The organism is Nocardioides sp. REDSEA-S30_B4 (assembly GCF_001627265.1).
In the GTDB taxonomy this organism is placed as follows: domain Bacteria; phylum Actinomycetota; class Actinomycetes; order Propionibacteriales; family Nocardioidaceae; genus Nocardioides.
This window is the reverse complement of sequence record NZ_LUPI01000031.1, coordinates 15,221-31,499: the sequence shown is the minus strand read 5'-3', so window position 1 is coordinate 31,499 and position 16,279 is coordinate 15,221. Positions and strand designations below refer to the sequence as shown.

Annotated in this window: 13 protein-coding genes and 2 pseudogenes; 13 read left to right on the top strand and 2 right to left on the bottom strand. The window is 73.4% G+C overall.

Going from position 1 to position 16,279, the window contains the following annotated elements; translation table 11 throughout:
• Positions 1 to 2: 2 nt before the first annotated feature.
• The 5 genes and pseudogenes from A6R01_RS07985 to A6R01_RS07965 all read left to right on the top strand — a co-directional run bounded on the left by A6R01_RS07985 (position 3) and on the right by A6R01_RS07965 (position 6,782).
• Entirely contained in the window at positions 3 to 554 is a 552-nt protein-coding gene (locus A6R01_RS07985) for a DUF1648 domain-containing protein (RefSeq protein ID WP_292604937.1), read from the top strand.
• The gene (locus tag A6R01_RS07980; RefSeq protein ID WP_292604936.1) at positions 551 to 3,379 is read left to right on the top strand and encodes an FAD-binding and (Fe-S)-binding domain-containing protein; all 2,829 of its coding nucleotides are present in this window, start codon (positions 551 to 553) and stop codon (positions 3,377 to 3,379) included. The genes A6R01_RS07985 and A6R01_RS07980 overlap by 4 nt, the downstream gene beginning before the upstream one ends.
• 87 nt (positions 3,380 to 3,466) lie before the next feature.
• Positions 3,467 to 4,342: pseudogene (locus A6R01_RS07975) on the top strand (methyltransferase); the annotation flags it as partial.
• Between the two features lie 421 nt (positions 4,343 to 4,763).
• Complete coding sequence (locus A6R01_RS07970; RefSeq protein ID WP_292604935.1) at positions 4,764 to 5,762, top strand: hypothetical protein; 999 nt, start codon at positions 4,764 to 4,766, stop codon at positions 5,760 to 5,762.
• Between the two features lie 21 nt (positions 5,763 to 5,783).
• Complete coding sequence (locus A6R01_RS07965; RefSeq protein WP_292604934.1) at positions 5,784 to 6,782, top strand: DNA topoisomerase IB; 999 nt, start codon at positions 5,784 to 5,786, stop codon at positions 6,780 to 6,782.
• Here the strand turns inward: A6R01_RS07965 and serC are convergent.
• Complete coding sequence (serC, locus tag A6R01_RS07960; protein WP_292604933.1) at positions 6,775 to 7,899, bottom strand: phosphoserine transaminase; 1,125 nt, start codon at positions 7,897 to 7,899, stop codon at positions 6,775 to 6,777. The two genes, A6R01_RS07965 and serC, sit on opposite strands and share 8 nt — an antisense overlap.
• A 63-nt stretch (positions 7,900 to 7,962) precedes the next feature.
• Between serC and A6R01_RS07955 the strand changes: the two genes are divergently transcribed.
• The 4 genes from A6R01_RS07955 to A6R01_RS07940 all read left to right on the top strand — a co-directional run bounded on the left by A6R01_RS07955 (position 7,963) and on the right by A6R01_RS07940 (position 10,060).
• Positions 7,963 to 8,442: a zinc ribbon domain-containing protein gene (locus tag A6R01_RS07955; RefSeq protein ID WP_292604932.1), complete on the top strand. Its 480-nt coding sequence runs from the start codon at positions 7,963 to 7,965 to the stop codon at positions 8,440 to 8,442.
• Positions 8,414 to 8,971, top strand: a complete 558-nt coding sequence (locus tag A6R01_RS07950) for a GNAT family N-acetyltransferase (RefSeq protein ID WP_292604931.1) — start codon at positions 8,414 to 8,416, stop codon at positions 8,969 to 8,971. Before A6R01_RS07955 ends, A6R01_RS07950 begins: the two co-directional genes overlap by 29 nt.
• Positions 8,972 to 8,977: 6 nt before the next feature.
• Positions 8,978 to 9,415 carry a nuclear transport factor 2 family protein gene (locus A6R01_RS07945; protein WP_292604930.1) on the top strand — a complete coding sequence of 146 codons (438 nt, stop codon included), beginning with the start codon at positions 8,978 to 8,980 and terminating at the stop codon, positions 9,413 to 9,415.
• 138 nt (positions 9,416 to 9,553) lie between these two features.
• Complete coding sequence (locus tag A6R01_RS07940) at positions 9,554 to 10,060, top strand: hypothetical protein (protein WP_292604929.1); 507 nt, start codon at positions 9,554 to 9,556, stop codon at positions 10,058 to 10,060.
• 126 nt (positions 10,061 to 10,186) lie between these two features.
• Here the strand turns inward: A6R01_RS07940 and A6R01_RS07935 are convergent, their stop codons facing one another.
• Positions 10,187 to 11,287, bottom strand: a complete 1,101-nt coding sequence (locus tag A6R01_RS07935; protein ID WP_292604928.1) for a citrate synthase 2 — start codon at positions 11,285 to 11,287, stop codon at positions 10,187 to 10,189.
• Positions 11,288 to 11,450: 163 nt separating this feature from the next.
• Between A6R01_RS07935 and pdxH the strand changes: the two genes are divergently transcribed.
• The 4 genes and pseudogenes from pdxH (at position 11,451) to A6R01_RS07915 (ending at position 16,237) form a co-directional block, all read left to right on the top strand.
• Positions 11,451 to 12,089 (top strand): pyridoxamine 5'-phosphate oxidase, encoded by a 639-nt coding sequence (pdxH, locus tag A6R01_RS07930; protein WP_292604927.1) that lies wholly within the window; start codon positions 11,451 to 11,453, stop codon positions 12,087 to 12,089.
• 50 nt (positions 12,090 to 12,139) lie between these two features.
• Positions 12,140 to 12,313: pseudogene (locus A6R01_RS07925) on the top strand (helix-turn-helix domain-containing protein); the annotation flags it as partial.
• A 325-nt stretch (positions 12,314 to 12,638) separates the two neighbouring features.
• Positions 12,639 to 14,285, top strand: coding sequence for an ABC transporter ATP-binding protein (locus A6R01_RS07920; RefSeq protein WP_292604997.1), 1,647 nt, complete (start codon positions 12,639 to 12,641; stop codon positions 14,283 to 14,285).
• Entirely contained in the window at positions 14,282 to 16,237 is a 1,956-nt protein-coding gene (locus A6R01_RS07915; RefSeq protein WP_292604926.1) for an ABC transporter ATP-binding protein, read from the top strand. Before A6R01_RS07920 ends, A6R01_RS07915 begins: the two co-directional genes overlap by 4 nt.
• Positions 16,238 to 16,279 lie beyond the last annotated feature (42 nt).

The following is a 16,279-nucleotide window of genomic DNA, read 5'->3' as shown; positions in this document are numbered from 1 at the left end:
GGATGAGCAGTGCGACGAGTGGCGGGACGGGTGGTCGCGACGAGCGCCTGCGCGAGCTCGTGCGCGTCGTCATGGCGCTGGCCTGCGCGGCGTACGCCGGGGTGCTGCTGATCGCGGCGGTGACCCTCCCGGACCGGGTGCCGATCCACTTCGGGCCCGGGGGCGAGGCCGACCGGATCGTCGGGCGGCAGGAGGCGTTGGTCACGTTCTCCGTGCTGGGGCTGGGGATCGCGGTGCTCATGGTGGGACTGGCGCGGTGGATGCGGCGGGCGCCCCTGACAATGGTCAACGTGCCGCACAAGGACTGGTGGACCGCGACCCCTGCCCGGGAGGCCCGGCTGCGCGCGCGGCTGGAGACCGACCTGCTCGGGATCGGCGCGCTCACGATGGTGCTCCTCGTGGTCGTGCAGGCGGTGACGGTGCGTGCCGCCGACGACCCGGAGCCCTCGCTGGACCCGGTCGCCGTGGCCGCGACCATCGGGTACGTCGCCCTGCTGCTGGCCGCCGTGCTCTGGATCGCGACCCGTCGCTACCGCCCCGGGACGGCGTCGTGACCGCCACGCAGGACCGGGCCGCCGCGCAGGACCTGACCGCAGCCCTGCGGGCGGCCGGCGTCGGCGACGTGGACGACTCCACGCTGGCCCGGGCTCTGTACTCCACCGACGCCTCGCTCTACCGCGTCCCCCCGCAGGTGGTCGTGCGGCCGCGCGACCGCGACGAGCTGCTGGCCGCCCTGGCCGTGGCGCGCGCGACCGGTACGGCGCTGACCATGCGCGGTGCGGGCACCTCCATCGCCGGCAACGCCGTCGGGCCGGGCATCGTCGTGGACACGACCAAGCACCTCAACCGGGTGCTGGCGATCGATCCCGAGGCGCGCACCGCCGTGGTCGAGCCCGGAACCGTGCACGCCGACCTGCAGCGCGCCGCGGCACCGCACGGGCTGCGCTTCGGCCCCGACCCGTCCACGCACCCCCGCTGCACCATCGGCGGGATGATCGGCAACAACGCCTGCGGCTCCCGCGCCCTGGGCTACGGCCGCACCGCGGACAACGTGCTCGGTCTCGACGTGGCCTTCGGCACCGGCGAGGTGTGGAGCGGCGGGTCGTCGCCGGTCGTCGACGGCCTGACCGGGGTCGTGGACGCCGACCTCGGGCACGTGCGGACGCACTTCGGCCGCTTCACCCGCCAGGTCAGCGGCTACTCCCTGGAGCACCTGCTCCCCGAGAACGGTCGCTCGGTCGAGAAGTTCCTGGTCGGCTCCGAGGGCACGCTGGGCGTCGTCCTCGGCGCGACCGTGCGACTCGTCGACGACCGGGTCACCCGGCACCTGCTGGTGCTCGGCTACCCGACGATGGTGGAGGCGGCCGAGGCCGTCCCGGCCCTGCTGGCGGTGGGTCCGCTGGTGGCCTGCGAGGGTCTCGACGCCCGCATCGTCGACCTCGTCCGGGCCGGTGGCGGGTCGGTGCCCGACCTGCCCCGCGGCGGCGGCTGGCTCTTCGTGGAGTACACCGACGCCGGTCTCGAGCAGGCGCTGGTCGCGGCCGGCTCGGCGCTGGAGCACCGGGTGGTCACCGACGCCCGGGAGGCCGCGGCGCTCTGGCGCATCCGGGAGGACGGGGCCGGGCTGGCCGCGCGCAGCCTCGGGCGACCGGCGTACTCCGGGTGGGAGGACGCCGCGGTGCCGCCCGAGCGCCTCGGGGCCTGGCTGCGCGACTTCGACGAGCTGCTCGGCGCCCACGACCTGCAGGGTGTGCCCTACGGCCACTTCGGCGACGGCTGCGTGCACGTGCGCATCGACTTCGACTTCACCGACCGGCAGAGCGACCCCGACGCCGGGCGGCGCCGGTTCCGCGAGTTCCTCCTGGCCTGTGCTGAGAAGCTGCGCGAGCACGGCGGCTCGCTCTCGGGCGAGCACGGCGACGGTCGTGCCCGCTCCGAGCTGCTGTCGGTGATGTACGACGAACAGTCGTTGCGGCTCTTCGGCGCGGTCAAGGCCGTCTGCGACCCCGACGACGTGCTCAACCCAGGTGTGCTCGTCGACCCGGACCCGGTCGACGCCCACCTGCGCCCCGCGCGCCCGCGCCGCGAGCCGCGCACCGCGCTGCGGCTGCTCCACGACGGCGGGTCCCTGGGCGACGCCGTCCACCGCTGCACCGGCGTCGGCAAGTGCGTGGCGCCCCAGGTCGCCGGCCAGGGCTCGGGCGTGATGTGCCCGTCGTGGCAGGCGACCCGCGACGAGAAGGACTCCACCCGCGGTCGCTCGCGGGTGCTGCAGGAGGCGCTCGACGGCACGCTGGTCGGCGGGCTGGGCGACCCGGCCGTCGCCGGCGCGCTCGACCTCTGCCTGGCCTGCAAGGGCTGCGCGTCGGACTGCCCGACCGGTGTCGACATGGCGACCTACAAGTCCGAGGCCCTCCACCAGCGGTACGACGCAGAGGGCTCGACCGAGCGCCGCCCGCGCTCCCACCGGCTGCTCGGCCGGTTGCCGAAGTGGGCCGCGCTGGCCGCCCCGGTGGCGCCGGTGGTCAATGCCTCGCTCAAGGTGCCGGCGTTCGCGAAGCTCGCCCGGGCGACCGCCGGCGTCGACCAGCGCCGCTCGCTCCCGACCTTCGCGACCCGCACCCTGCGCCGCTCCGCGACCACGGCCCGGCTGCCCGAGACCCCCGACGTGTGGGTGTGGGCCGACTCCTTCACCGACCACTTCCTGCCCGGCTCCGGCCACGCCGCGATCCGGGTGCTGGAGGCAGCCGGGCTGACCGTGCGGGTCATCGAGGACGACGCCTGCTGCGGGCTCACCTGGATCACCACCGGCCAGCTGACCGAGGCCAAGCGGATCGCCGCCCGCACGGCCGCGACGCTCGCGCCCTACGTCGCCTCCGGCGTGCCGGTGCTGGGCCTGGAGCCCTCGTGCACCGCCACGCTGCGCAGCGACCTGGTCGAGCTCAGCGACGACCCGCGCGCCGGCGAGGTCGCGGAGGGAGTGCTGACCTTCGCCGAGCTCGTCGCGCGCCTGGACGCCGAGCGCCCCGGCGGTCTGGGGCTCCCGGACCTCACCGGGGTCGAGGTCGTCGCCCAGCCGCACTGCCACCAGCACGCGGTGATGGGCTGGGACGCCGACCAGCGGCTGCTCGAGCGCCTCGGCGCCACGGTCACCCGCGTGCCCGGCTGCTGCGGCCTCGCCGGCAACTTCGGGATGGAGAAGGGGCACTACGAGGTCTCGGTCGCGGTCGCGGAGACGCACCTGCTGCCGACGGTGCGCTCGCACCCCGACGCGGTCGTGCTCGCCGACGGCATGTCCTGCAAGGTCCAGCTCGACGACCTCGCGGACGTCCCGGCGATGCACCTCGCTGAACTCCTCGCCTCTAGGCTCGAGTCGTGAACCCCAAGCACCGGCGCCTGATCATCCCCGCCGCGCTGGGGATCCTGCTGCTGATCGTCGTCGTCGCCGCCATCGTCTGAGCTGACCATGGCCGAGCCGCTGCTGCGCACCCTCGCCCGCCTGCGGGCCGAGCTCCTCGCCCCCGACACGCTGGTCCGTGCGGTGGCCTCGGGCCGCCGCCGCGAGGGCGAGCCGCGCTGGCGCCGCGTCGAGCTCCGCCCCGTGGACCTCAAGGCCGGCCGGCACCTGCAGCTGACGGCGTACGACGCGACGCAGGCGCACACCAGCAACCACCTCTTCGGCGACGAGCCGGCCGCGGGCCCGGCGGCCGAGGCGCTGGACGCGCTGCTCTTCGACGAGCCGTTCGGCAACTGGCACGTCGAGACCACCACGCACACCCACCAGCTGCGGGTGACCAAGAAGGGCGAGGGGCTGCTGCACTCGGCGGCCCGCAAGGAGGCCGTGCAGGCCGAGCGGGGGCACGACCGCGACAAGGAACGCCTGCTCGAGGAGTCCGACCCGGTGTTCCGCGCGCTCGGGCTCACCGACGCGCAGGGCCGGGTCAAGCCCAGCCGGCAGGCCAAGCTGCGCCAGGTCGAGGAGTTCCTGCGCCAGCTGGACGCGGCGCTCTCCGACGCCCGCTCGCGGGGTGCGCTGCGCCGGCCGACGCCGGAGGAGCCGCTGCGCGTGGTCGACCTCGGCTGCGGCAACGCCTACCTCACCTTCGCCGCCCACCGCTTCCTCACCCACGTGCGCGGGCTCCCGGTGCACCTCGTGGGGGCCGACGTGAAGCAGCAGTCGGCCGACCACAACGGCGAGGTCGCCGCCTCGCTCGGCGTCGACGCGCAGATGTCGTTCGCGGTCGGCACCATCGGCGACGTCGTGGTCGACCCGGCCCCCGACGTGGTGCTGGCGCTGCACGCCTGCGACACCGCCACCGACGACGCGCTCGCCCGGGCCGTGGGCTGGCAGGCACCCGTCGTGCTCGCCGCGCCCTGCTGCCACCACGACGTGGCGGCCCAGCTGCGCAAGGCGCCCACCCCGTCGCCGTACTCCGCGCTCACCCGGCACGGCATCCTGCGCGAGCGCTTCGCCGATACCCTCACCGACGCCCTGCGGGCCTCGCTGATGCGGCAGCAGGGCTACCGCGTGGACGTCGTGGAGTTCGTCGGGTCCGAGCACACGCCGCGCAACACGATGCTGCGCGCGGTCCGCACCGGGTCGCCGGTCCGTGGTGGCTCGGTGGTCTCGGAGTACGACGACCTCGTGGCCACCTGGCAGCTGCGGCCGCGGCTGGCCGAGCGCTCGAGGGATCGGGCCAGGGATCGGGCCAGGGATCGGGCCAGGGATCGGGCCAGGGATCGGGCCAGGGATCGAGCGGGGCGTGAGCCGGCTGCTGGCGGTGCTGGTCGCCCTGCCGTTCCTGGCCGGGGGAGTGACCGCGGCGCTGACCGCCGACCGCGGCGAGGTCGTGATGTCCTTCACCGACCCCGAGGTCGTGGAGTCCTCGGGCCTCGTCGTCCGGGGCGGGCTGCTGTCGACCATCAACGACTCCGGCGACTCCGGCCGTGTCTTCACCGTCGCCCTCGGCGGCGCCGAGGCGGGGGACACCGTCGGCGTGACGCGGTTCGCCGAGTCGCCGGTCGACATGGAGGCGCTGGCACCCGCCGGCCCGGGCGAGGTCTGGGTCGGCGACATCGGCGACAACGGCGCCGCGCGCAGCTCGATCTCGGTCACCCGCGTCCCGGTCGGGCGGGGCGAGCGCAGCGGCACCTACCCCACCTTCGAGCTCGTGTACGCCGACGGGCCGCGCGACGCGGAGACGCTGCTGTCCCACCCGCTCACCGGCCGGCTCTACGTCGTCTCCAAGCAGATCTTCGGCGGCGTCCTCTACGCGGCGCCCCGGCGCCTGGACCCGGACCGCCCGAACAAGCTGCGCCCCGTCGCCGACGCGATCCCGATCGCCACCGACGGCGCGTTCTGGCCCGACGGGAAGCACCTCGTGGTGCGCGGCTACGCGCGGGCGGTCGTCTACGCCTGGCCCTCGATGCGCGCCGTCGGGGGCCTCTCGTTGCCCGACCAGGACCAGGGCGAGGGCATCGCGGTGACCCCCGACGGGCGGGTGCTGGTCTCCACCGAGGGGCAGTTCACCGACGTGCTGGAGGTGCGGCTGCCGCGCGACGTGCGGCGGGCGGTGGCCCCGGCCCCGGAGCCGGCCGGACCCTCGGCCACGCCGGAGGAGGAGGCGGAGGCGACCGAAGCGCCCGCGGCAGAGGACGCCTCGCTCGCGGGTGGTCTCGCCTCCCTGGGGGTCGTGATGGCTGTCTTCGTGGGGCTCATCGCCCTCCTGGGTGTGGTCGGCTGGGTGGTCCGCCGGCGCTGAGCCCGACCTACGGTTCAGGCCATGGTGCGGCTGCGCAGGACCTCTCCCGACCAGCCCGGGTGGACCCGGCGCCGGGCCGGGCGCGGGTTCGTCTACCTCGACGCCGCGGGCGAGCGGCTGCCGGACGAGGACGCCGACCGGGTCCGGTCGCTGGTGATCCCGCCTGCCTGGCGCGACGTGTGGGTGACGCCGTACGAGAACGGGCACCTGCAGGCCGTCGGCACCGACGACGCCGGGCGGCGGCAGTACCTCTACCACCCGGCCTGGCGCGAGAAGCGGGACCAGGAGAAGTTCGAGCGGGTGCTGCTCTTCGGCAAGGCCCTGGTCAAGGCCCGCGAGCGGGTCGTGGGCGACCTCGGGCGCGAGGGGATGCCGCTGGAGCGCGCCTGCGCGGCGGCGGTGCGGCTGCTCGACCTCGGCTACTTCCGCATCGGCAACGACGTGTACGCCGACGAGAACGGCTCCTTCGGCCTGACCACGCTCGAGCGGCGGCACGTGCGGCGGCGCCAGGACCGGTTGGTCTTCGCCTTCGTCGGGAAGTCGGGGGTCGAGCACCGGGTCGAGATCGACGACCTGGTCGTGATCGAGGCGGTCGAGGTCATGCGCCGGCGGCGCGCCGAGGACCCGCGACTGCTGTCCTACAAGCTCTCCCGCTCGTGGCGGTCGGTGCTGCCGGAGCTGGTCAACGACTACGTGCGCGACACCACCGGGGTGGAGGCGACGGCCAAGGACTTCCGCACCTGGCACGCCACCGTGCTCGCCGCGGCGGCCCTGGCCGAGACCCCCGAGCACGGGGAGAGCGCCGCCTCGCGCAAGCGGGCGGTCGCGGGGGCGATGAAGGAGGTGTCGGGCTTCCTGGGCAACACCCCGACCCTGGCGCGGTCCTCCTACGTCGACCCGCGGGTGATCGAGGCCTACGAGGAGGGGCGCACCATCGAGCGCACGACCCGGCGGACCTACGACACCCCCGACCAGCGGCAGGCGGCGCTGGAGCGGGCGACGCTGAAGCTGCTCAGCTGAGCCGCTCGAGCACCCAGTCCAGGCACCGGGTCAGGGCCAGGACGTCGTCGGGGTCGATCGCGGGGAACATCGCCACACGCAGCTGGTTGCGACCGAGCTTGCGGTAGGGGTCGGTGTCGAGTATGCCATTGGCGCGCAGCACGCGCAGCACGTCCTCGAAGTCCAGCGGCGGGTGCAGGTCGAGGGTGCCGACCACGTGGCTGCGGTGCGCCGGGTCGGCGACGAACGGCGTCACCCAGGAGGCCCGCTCGGCCCAGTCGTAGAGGTGCGCGGCCGAGGCGCGGGTGCGGGCCACGGTGGCGTCGAGGCCACCGAGCGAGAGCATCCACTCCAGCTGCGCGTCCATCAGGAACAGCGTCGCGACCGAGGGCGTGTTGTAGGTCTGGTCCTTGCGCGAGTTGTCGATCGCGGTCGGCAGGTCGAAGAACGCCGGGACGTGCCGGTCGGTCGCCGCGATCCGTCGGGCCCGCTCGAGCGCACGGGGCGACATCAGCGCCACCCACAGCCCACCGTCGGAGGAGAAGCCCTTCTGCGGGGCGAAGTAGTAGACGTCCACCTCGGACAGGTCGACCGGCAGCCCGCCGGCCCCCGAGGTGGCGTCGACGAGCACGAGTGCGTCCTCGTCGATCCCGGTCGGACGCAGCACCGGGGCCATCACGCCCGTGGAGGTCTCGTTGTGCGCCCAGGCGTAGGCGTCCACGCCCTCGGTCGCCACCGGGGTGGCGAGGGAGCCCGGCTCGGCGCGCACCAGCGACGGCTCGGCCAGCCACGGGGCCGCGGCCGCAGCAGTGGCGAACTTGCCGGTGAACTCGCCGTAGACCAGGTGCTGGGAGCGGCGCTCGACGAGGCCGTGGGTCGCGACGTCCCAGAACGCCGTGGAGCCGCCGACGCCGAGCACGACCTCGTAGCCCTCGGGCAGCGAGAACAGCGTCGCGAGCCGCTCCTTGACGCGGCCGACCAGCGACCGGACCGGGGTCTGCCGGTGGGAGGTCCCCATCAGCGTCGTACCCGTGGCCGCGAGGGCGTCGAGGTGCTCGACGCGCACCTTCGAGGGGCCGGAGCCGAAGCGGCCGTCACGGGGGAGCAGGTCGGCGGGGATGCGCAGGTCCGACGTCACGGCGCCATCATCCCAGGCGTGTCGACGTCGTTTCCCACGTGTCCGCCAGGGTAAAGAGGTGGCATGACCACTTCCCGGGGCCCCGAGGGCCATGACCTGCCCCGCACGGCCGGCACCCGCACCACCTTGCGCGTCATCGGGGTCGTCCTGCTCCTCGCCGGGCTCGTCATCGGCGGCCTCGGTGTGCGCGGCTTCATCGCCGACGCCCAGTCGACGAGCGTGGACGCCGACTTCGGGCCGATCCTGATGATGGCGGCCGGTGGCTTCCTGTGCGTCTTCGGCCTCGCCGCGCTCAACGCCGGCACGATCGGGGCGCAGGCGCGCTACGCGGCCGGCGAGACGATGCCGACGCTGAAGCAGTCGGCCGCCTACCTCTCCGACGGGGAGGGCATCATGGGCGTCGGCCGCACCGTCGACGACGGTCCGCACGGCGCCGAGGGGAGCCGTGGGGCGGCGGTCACCGGTCCGTACTGCCGCTCCTGCGGCGTGCGCAACGACGAGGACGCGAGATTCTGTGACGGATGCGGGGCCTCGCTGGCCTGAGGGCTGGACGATCTCCCAGGTCGGCTACGGCGACCCCGAGGTCGCGCTGCTCGTCGAGCAGGTGCAGGCCTTCTACGTCGGGCGCTACGGCGGCCCCGACGAGACCCCGCTGGACCCGCTGATGTTCCAGCCGCCGCACGGCAGCTTCTTCATCGGCCACCTCGACGGTACGCCGGTGGCGACCGGCGCCTGGCGCCGCACGACGGCCGCCGTGGTGCCCGGCCTGCCGTCCGACGCGCCGTTGGCAGAGGTGAAGCGGATGTTCGTGGTGCCCGCCGCCCAGCGCCGCGGGTTGGCGCGGTTGGTCCTGGCCCACCTCGAGCGGACCGCCGCCGAGGCCGGCGTCCGCGCCCTGGTCCTGGAGACCGGTGCCGCCCAGCCGGAGGCGATCGCGCTCTACACCTCCAGCGGCTACGAGCCCGTGCCCGGCTTCGGGCACTACCGCGACTCCCCGCTCTCGCGCTGCTTCGGCAAGGTGCTCCAGATCCCCCCGGTCGACGGCGTACCCCCCGGGCCCGCCCGTCGTTGAGGAGGTGTGAAGAAGCAGCAGGTCAGCGCGGATCTCCAGCGGGTCGTCGTCGAGACGCTCGCCCGGTTGGGTCGCGCCTTCGCCGAGCGCGACGTGGACGCCGCCGTCGCCTGCTTCACCCCTGACGGCGCCGCCTACGGCGACGACCTCGGGGAGCACGCCCACGGGCACGAGGAGCTCGCCTTCTTCCTCGCCGAGGTCTTCGAGGAGCCGTTCACCATGGGCTGGGAGGTCGGCGAGGTCTGGGCGCGCCACCGCGGCGACGTGCTGTGGTTCGTGGCCCGCACCGAGGCGGTCCTGACCTATCCCGAGGGCATCGTCGAGCGCGTGCCGTTCCAGCTGTCGGGGACCCTGAGCCAGTCCCGCCGCCACGGGTGGCGCTTCGAGCTGTTCAACGGCACCCAGCCGGTCACCCAGGCGCGCGAGCTGCTCGTCGGCGTCTGAGGTCGCTCCGCGCCCCCCGACCGGGCCCGGCCCACCGCGGTCTCTTGAACCCGGGACAGGGATCGGCCGACCTGCCTACCCTCGTCCCCTCGGTCGCGGGGAGGCGGCCGAGGAGTCTCGGTCTCGGAGGGATCCACCATGCTCGTGCCTGTTCGTCGCGCCCTGAGGTCGCTCGTGTCCGGGCTGCTGCCCGTCCTGCTGCTGGCCGGCGCCTTCACCGTGACCGGCACGGCGCCGGCCGGCGCCGCGATCGAGGACTTCGCGCACTACCAGCCCGAGGAGAGGTGCAGCCCGAAGGCCAAGCCGGGGGCGGCGGCCGTCGACTGGTCCAACGACGCCACCACCAAGGCCGGCCGCAAGCGGGTCAAGGCGTTCCTCAAGGACGTGCTCGCCGAGGACCACCGCGAGCGCCCGGCGGCGAAGGCCCGCCGGATGGGGATCATGTACATCATCTGGAACGACCAGATGTACGCCGCGTGGCGCGGCTTCGAGCCGACCGACTACCTCTCCTCCTCGTGCAAGCGGAAGAAGAAGTGCTCCAAGACGCTGCGCCACCGCGACCACGTGCACATCTCGCTGTCGCGGCAGGGCGGCTTCGGCAACACCAGCTTCTACGAGGGCCGGGTCGTCAAGAAAAAGAAGTGAACGACGGGGCCCGCCAGGAACGACGGAGCCCGCCGGTCGAGGAGCCCGCCCTCGGGAACGACGAAGCCCGCCGGTCGAGGAGGTTGCGCTGCAACCGTCTCGAGACCAGCGGGCTCCGGTCGGGGCTCAGGCCCAGGCGTCGTCCCAGCCCTCGACGTCGCTGGCCGGGCGCGGGGCCGGGCCGGCGTAGACCGCGGAGGGACGGATCAGGCGACCGGTGGTCTTCTGCTCCAGGATGTGCGCCGACCAGCCGCCGGTGCGGGCGCAGGTGAACATCGAGGTGAACATGTTGGCCGGGACCTCGGCGAAGTCGAGCACGATGGCGGCCCAGAACTCCACGTTGGTCTCGAGCACGCGGTCGGGACGACGCTCGCGCAGCTCCTTGAGCGCCGCCTGCTCCAGCGCCTCGGCCACGGCGTAGCGCGGGGCGTCGAGCTCCTTGGCGGTGCGGCGCAGCACGCGGGCGCGGGGGTCCTCGGCGCGGTAGACCCGGTGGCCGAAGCCCATCAGGCGCTCGCCGCGGTCCAGGATGCCCTTGACGTAGGCGTCGGCGTCGCCGGACTGCTCGACGTCGCTGATCATGCCCAGCACGCGCGAGGGGGCGCCGCCGTGCAGCGGGCCGCTCATCGCGCCGATGGCGCCGGAGAACGCCGCGGCGACGTCGGCGCCGGTGGAGGTGATGACGCGCGCGGTGAACGTCGAGGCGTTCATGCCGTGCTCGGCCGCGGAGGACCAGTAGGCGTCGATCGCCTTGACGTGCTTCGGGTCGGCCTCGCCCTTCCACCGGATCAGGAACTTCTCGGCGAGCGTCTTGCCCTCGTCGACGATCTTCTGGGGGACGACGGGCTTGTCGAGGCCTCGCGCGGACTGCGCGGCGTACGACAGCACCATGACGGCGACGCGGGCGAGGTCCTCGCGCGCCTGCTCGTCGGAGATGTCGTAGGTCTGGCCGAAGCCGAAGGCCGGCGCGAGCATCGCGATCGCGGCCTGGACGTCCACGCGGACGTCGCCGGTGTGGACCGGGATGTTGTAGGCCTCGGCCGGCGGGAGGCCGGGGGTGTAGGCGCCGTCGATCAGCAGGCCCCACACGTGCTCGAACGGCACCCGGCCGACGATGTCCTCGATGTCGACGCCGCGGTAGCGGAGCGCGGAGCCCTCCTTGTCCGGCTCGGCGATCTGGGTCTCGAAGGCGATGACGCCCTCCAGTCCGTGGTGCACCTCAGGCATGTCGACTCCTTCGTCGTCCTACGTGGTCCGTCTCGTCCGTCTCGTCCGGCCGGGTCGCGGCCGGGGTCAAACCTCATGCATTCTGCCGGACGTCCCGCCGGCCCGGCGCAGCGGCCGTCCGCCGAGACCGACGCGTGGGCCCTGCGTCCGTACGCTCGGGTCCATGACCGACCTGCGCGCGCTGCGCCGCGAGTACGCCGCCAGGGGGCTCGACGAGAGCGACCTGGACCCCGACCCGCTGGTGGTCTTCGACCGCTGGTTCGCCGAGGCGGTGGCCGCCGGCCTCGACGAGCCGAACGCGATGGTCGTCGCCACCACCGATCCCGACGGCGCACCGTCGGTGCGCACCGTGCTGCTCAAGGGCGTCGAGGACGGTGGCTTCGTCTTCTTCACCAACCACGCCTCCCGCAAGGGGCGCGCGCTGGCGGCCGAGCCGCGCTGCGCGCTGCTGTTCCCGTGGCACCCGCTGGAGCGGCAGGTCCGGGTCGAGGGGACCGCCGAGCTGCTCCCGCGCACGGAGGTCGAGGCCTATTTCGCCCAGCGCCCGCGCGGCAGCCAGCTCGGCGCGCACGCGTCGGCCCAGTCCGAGCCCGTCGCCGACCGCTCCGCGCTCGAGGCGGCGTACGCCGGGGCGGAGCGGGCGTTCGAGGGCCGCGACGTCCCGCCGCCGGAGCACTGGGGCGGCTACCTGGTGCGGCCGCAGGCGGTGGAGTTCTGGCAGGGCCGGCCCTCGCGGCTGCACGACCGGCTGGAGTACCGGCGTACCGCACAAGGGTGGACGACCCGCCGGCTCCAGCCCTGACCCCGACTAATCGAGTGAGTGCTCACTCACTCCTGGGCTAGGCTGCGGGCATGCCGCCCCGCGCCCGCCCGATGTCCCCCGAGGACCGCCGCACCTCCCTGGTCGACGTCACCCTCCGGCTGCTGCGCGAGCACGGCCGCGACGTCACCACCCGCCAGATCGCCGAGGCCGCCGGCATCGCCGAGGGCACGATCTTCCGCGTCTTCGACACCAAGGACGAGCTGGTCGAGGCAGCGATCAGCCGGGCCTTCGAGCCCGGGGCGCTGGTCGAGCGCATCCGCGAGATCGAGGTGGACCTGCCCCTGGAGGACCGGCTCGTGCGCCTGGTGGGGGTGCTCCAGCAGCGCTACCGCGCCACGTTCTACCTGATGCGCCGGGTCGGCATGCTCCGGCCGCCCGACCACGACGGTGAGCAGGCGCAGGCGGCGCGCGCCGAGATCCACGGCCTGATGGTCGCCCTGGTCGGCTCCGACGCCGACCGCCTCACCGTCGACGTACCGCCCCTGGCTGGTGGCCGTCGTCGCCCTGCAGCTCGTCGGCGTGCTCGCGATGCTCTACCTCCCGAGCCTCAACGCGGCGATCATCGACGACGGCGTCGTCCCCGGGGACACCGCGCTGATCTGGCGGCTCGGGGGCGTGATGCTCGCGGTCTCGGTCGTGCAGATCGTCTGCTCGGTGGGGGCCGCCTGGTTCGGCGCGCGCACCGCCACCGCGTTCGGCCGTGACCTGCGGCGCGACCTGTTCCAGCGGGTCGGCACCTTCTCGACCCGCGAGGTGCAGCAGATCGGCGCACCGTCGCTGATCACGCGCACCACCAACGACGTCCAGCAGGTCCAGATGCTCGTGGTGATGACCTGCCTGATCGCGGTCTCGAGCCCGATCATGATGGTCGGCGGCGTGCTGATGGCGCTGCGCGAGGACCTCGGGCTCGGGTGGATCCTGGCGGTCGTCGTGCCGGCGCTGTTCCTCTCGGTCGGCTTCGTGATCTCCCGGATGCTGCCGAGCTTCCGGGCGATGCAGTCGCGCATCGACGAGGTCAACCGGGTGCTGCGCGAGCAGATCGCCGGCATCCGGGTCGTGCGCGCCTTCGTCCGCGAGCGGCACGAGACCGAGCGGTTCGCGGTCGCCAACGACGACCTCACCGACGTGGCGGTCCGCGCCGGGCGCTGGATGGCGACGATGTTCCCGCTGGCGATGCTGGTGGTGAACGTCTCCAGCGTCGGGGTGGTCTGGTTCGGCGGCCAGCGCGTGGACGCCGGCCAGATGGAGGTGGGCGCGCTCACCGCGTTCCTCTCCTATCTCATGCAGATCCTGATGTCGGTGATGATGGCGACCTTCATGCTCATGCAGGTGCCGCGCTCGGCGGTCTGCGCCGAGCGGATCTCCGAGGTCCTCACCACCGAGACGTCCGTACGCCGCAGTCCCGACCCGCGCCCGCTGGACCCGACGTGTCGCGGCCACCTCGACCTGGAGGCGGTCACGTTCTCCTACCCGGGGGCGGAGTCGCCGGTGCTCAGCGACTGCTCGCTCACCGCGCGTCCCGGGCAGGTCGTGGCCGTCATCGGCTCGACCGGTGCCGGCAAGTCCACGCTGGTCAACCTGGTGCCGCGGCTCTTCGACGCCACCGCGGGCACCGTCCGCGTCGCCGGCGTGGACGTGCGCGACCTGGATCCCGAGGTGCTGTGGGCGGAGCTGGGGATGGTGCCGCAGAAGGCCTACCTCTTCAGCGGCACCGTCCGCAGCAACCTCGCCCACGGGCTGCCCGACGCCACCGAGGAGCAGATGTGGCAGGCGCTGGAGGTGGCGCAGGCGCGCGACTTCGTCAGCGCGCTCCCCGAGGGGCTGGACTCCCCGGTCGCCCAGGGCGGCACCAACTTCTCCGGTGGCCAGCGCCAGCGGCTCGCGATCGCCCGCGCGGTCGTCCGGCGCCCCGCGATCTACCTCTTCGACGACTCCTTCTCCGCGCTCGACCTGGCCACCGACGCCAAGCTCCGCGCGGCCCTGCGACCGGTCACGACCGAGTCGACGGTCGTGGTGGTGGCGCAACGGGTCTCCACGATCCGTGACGCCGACGTGATCGTGGTGCTCGAGGACGGCCGGGTCGTCGGCCGGGGCAGCCACGACGAGCTGGTGACCGACTGCCCGACGTACCAGGAGATCGTGGAGTCGCAGCTCTCCGCGGAGGAGGCGGCATGAGCACCCCCACGACACCGGGCAAGCAGGGGTTCGCGGCCACGGAGCGGATCGAGGCACCCGCCGGCGGCCCCGGTCGCGGCCCGATGGGTGGCGGCATGGTGGGGCAGAAGGCGATGAGCTTCGGCCCCTCGGCCCGGCGGTTGGTCGGCCGGATGCGCCCCGAGCGCGCCCTGGCCACGCTCGTGGTCGCCCTGGTGGTGGTCTCGGTGCTGCTGATGTCGATCGGGCCCCGGCTGCTCGGTCACGCCACCGACCTGGTCTTCCGCGGGTTCGTCGGCTCGCGCACGCCGGTCGGCACGCCCGACGACCAGCTGCCCGAGGCCGTCCAGGGCCAGGGTGTCGTGCCCGGCCAGGGCGTCGACTTCGGCGCGGTCGGCGAGTGGCTGCTGCTGGTCCTCGCGGTGTACGCCGCCGCGTCGGCGCTCTCGTGGCTGGCGGGCTTCGTCCTCAACGGGGTCGTCCAGCGCACCGTGCGCCGGATGCGCTCGGACGTCGAGGACAAGATCCACCGGTTGCCGCTGGGCTACTTCGACCGCTCCCCGCGCGGAGAGCTGCTGAGCCGGGTCACCAACGACATCGACAACATCAGCCAGACCCTCCAGCAGACGATGAGCCAGCTGCTCCAGTCGCTGCTCACCGTGCTGGCGGTGCTGGCGATGATGATCTGGATCAGCCCGCTGCTCGCCCTGGTCGCGGTGCTCAGCGTCCCGGTCTCGCTGATGGCGACCCGCGCGATCATGAAGCGGTCGCAGGGCCAGTTCGTCGCGCAGTGGCGCACGACCGGTCGGCTCAACGCCCACATCGAGGAGGCGTTCTCCGGTCACGCGCTGGTGAAGGTCTACGGCCGCACCGACGAGGTCGAGCGCACCTTCGCCGAGCACAACGACGCGCTCTACGACGTGTCGTTCAAGGCGCAGTTCATCAGCGGCCTGGTGATGCCGACGATGATGTTCATCGGCAACCTCAACTACGTCGTGGTCGCGGTCGTGGGTGCCCTGCGGATCTCCTCGGGGGCGGTGACGCTCGGTGAGGTGCAGGCCTTCGTGCAGTACACCCGCCAGTTCACCCAGCCGCTGACCACCGTCGCGTCGATGGCCAACCTGCTGCAGTCGGGTGTCGCCTCCGCCGAGCGGGTCTTCGAGCTGCTCGACGCCGACGAGGAGCCGATGGCCGAGGTGCCCGTCGCCTCCCGCGCCGGTGCCGGGGTGACCCGGGGCGAGGTGGCCTTCGAGCACGTGTCCTTCTCCTACGATCCGACACGGCCGCTCATCGAGGACCTCTCGCTGGTGGCCAGCCCCGGCCAGACCGTGGCGATCGTCGGGCCGACCGGCGCCGGCAAGACCACGCTGGTCAACCTGGTGATGCGCTTCTACGACGTGGATGCCGGCCGCATCCTGCTCGACGGGGTCGACACCGCGACCCTGAGCCGGCAGGAGCTGCGTGCGCAGGTCGGCATGGTGCTGCAGGACACCTGGCTCTTCGAGGGCACCATCCGCGACAACATCGCCTACGGCCGGCCCGACGCGACCGACGAGCAGGTGCTGGAGGCCGCGCGTGCGACGTACGTCGACCGGTTCGTCCACTCGCTGCCCGACGGCTACGAGACGATCGTCGACGAGGACGGGGCGAACCTATCGGCGGGGGAGCGTCAGCTGCTGACGATCGCCCGGGCGTTCCTCACCGACCCGGCGCTGCTGATCCTCGACGAGGCGACCTCCAGCGTCGACACCCGCACCGAGCTGCTGCTGCAGCACGCGATGGCGGCGCTGCGCACCGACCGGACGTCGTTCGTCATCGCGCACCGGCTCTCCACGATCCGCGACGCCGACCTGATCCTGGTGATGGAGGACGGCGCGATCGTCGAGCAGGGCACGCACGCCTCGCTGCTCGCCGCCGACGGCGCGTACGCCGCGCTCTACCGCTCCCAGTTCACCGCCGCGGCCGACGCCTGACCCTCCCCTCCACGCCGGTTCGGCGTGTTGATACGCCGGTTC

What these genes read in the sequence shown, in the direction of transcription:
- A6R01_RS07985 (WP_292604937.1), top strand. Translation starts at nt 3, where the DNA reads ATGAGCAGTGCGACGAGTGGCGGGACGGGTGGTCGCGACGAGCGCCTG.
- A6R01_RS07965 (WP_292604934.1), top strand. Translation starts at nt 5,784, where the DNA reads ATGGTGCGGCTGCGCAGGACCTCTCCCGACCAGCCCGGGTGGACCCGG.
- A6R01_RS07955 (WP_292604932.1), top strand. Translation starts at nt 7,963, where the DNA reads ATGACCACTTCCCGGGGCCCCGAGGGCCATGACCTGCCCCGCACGGCC.
- A6R01_RS07940 (WP_292604929.1), top strand. Translation starts at nt 9,554, where the DNA reads ATGCTCGTGCCTGTTCGTCGCGCCCTGAGGTCGCTCGTGTCCGGGCTG.
- A6R01_RS07935 (WP_292604928.1), bottom strand. Translation starts at nt 11,287, where the DNA reads ATGCCTGAGGTGCACCACGGACTGGAGGGCGTCATCGCCTTCGAGACC.
- pdxH (WP_292604927.1), top strand. Translation starts at nt 11,451, where the DNA reads ATGACCGACCTGCGCGCGCTGCGCCGCGAGTACGCCGCCAGGGGGCTC.
- A6R01_RS07920 (WP_292604997.1), top strand. Translation starts at nt 12,639, where the DNA reads ATGCTCTACCTCCCGAGCCTCAACGCGGCGATCATCGACGACGGCGTC.
- A6R01_RS07915 (WP_292604926.1), top strand. Translation starts at nt 14,282, where the DNA reads ATGAGCACCCCCACGACACCGGGCAAGCAGGGGTTCGCGGCCACGGAG.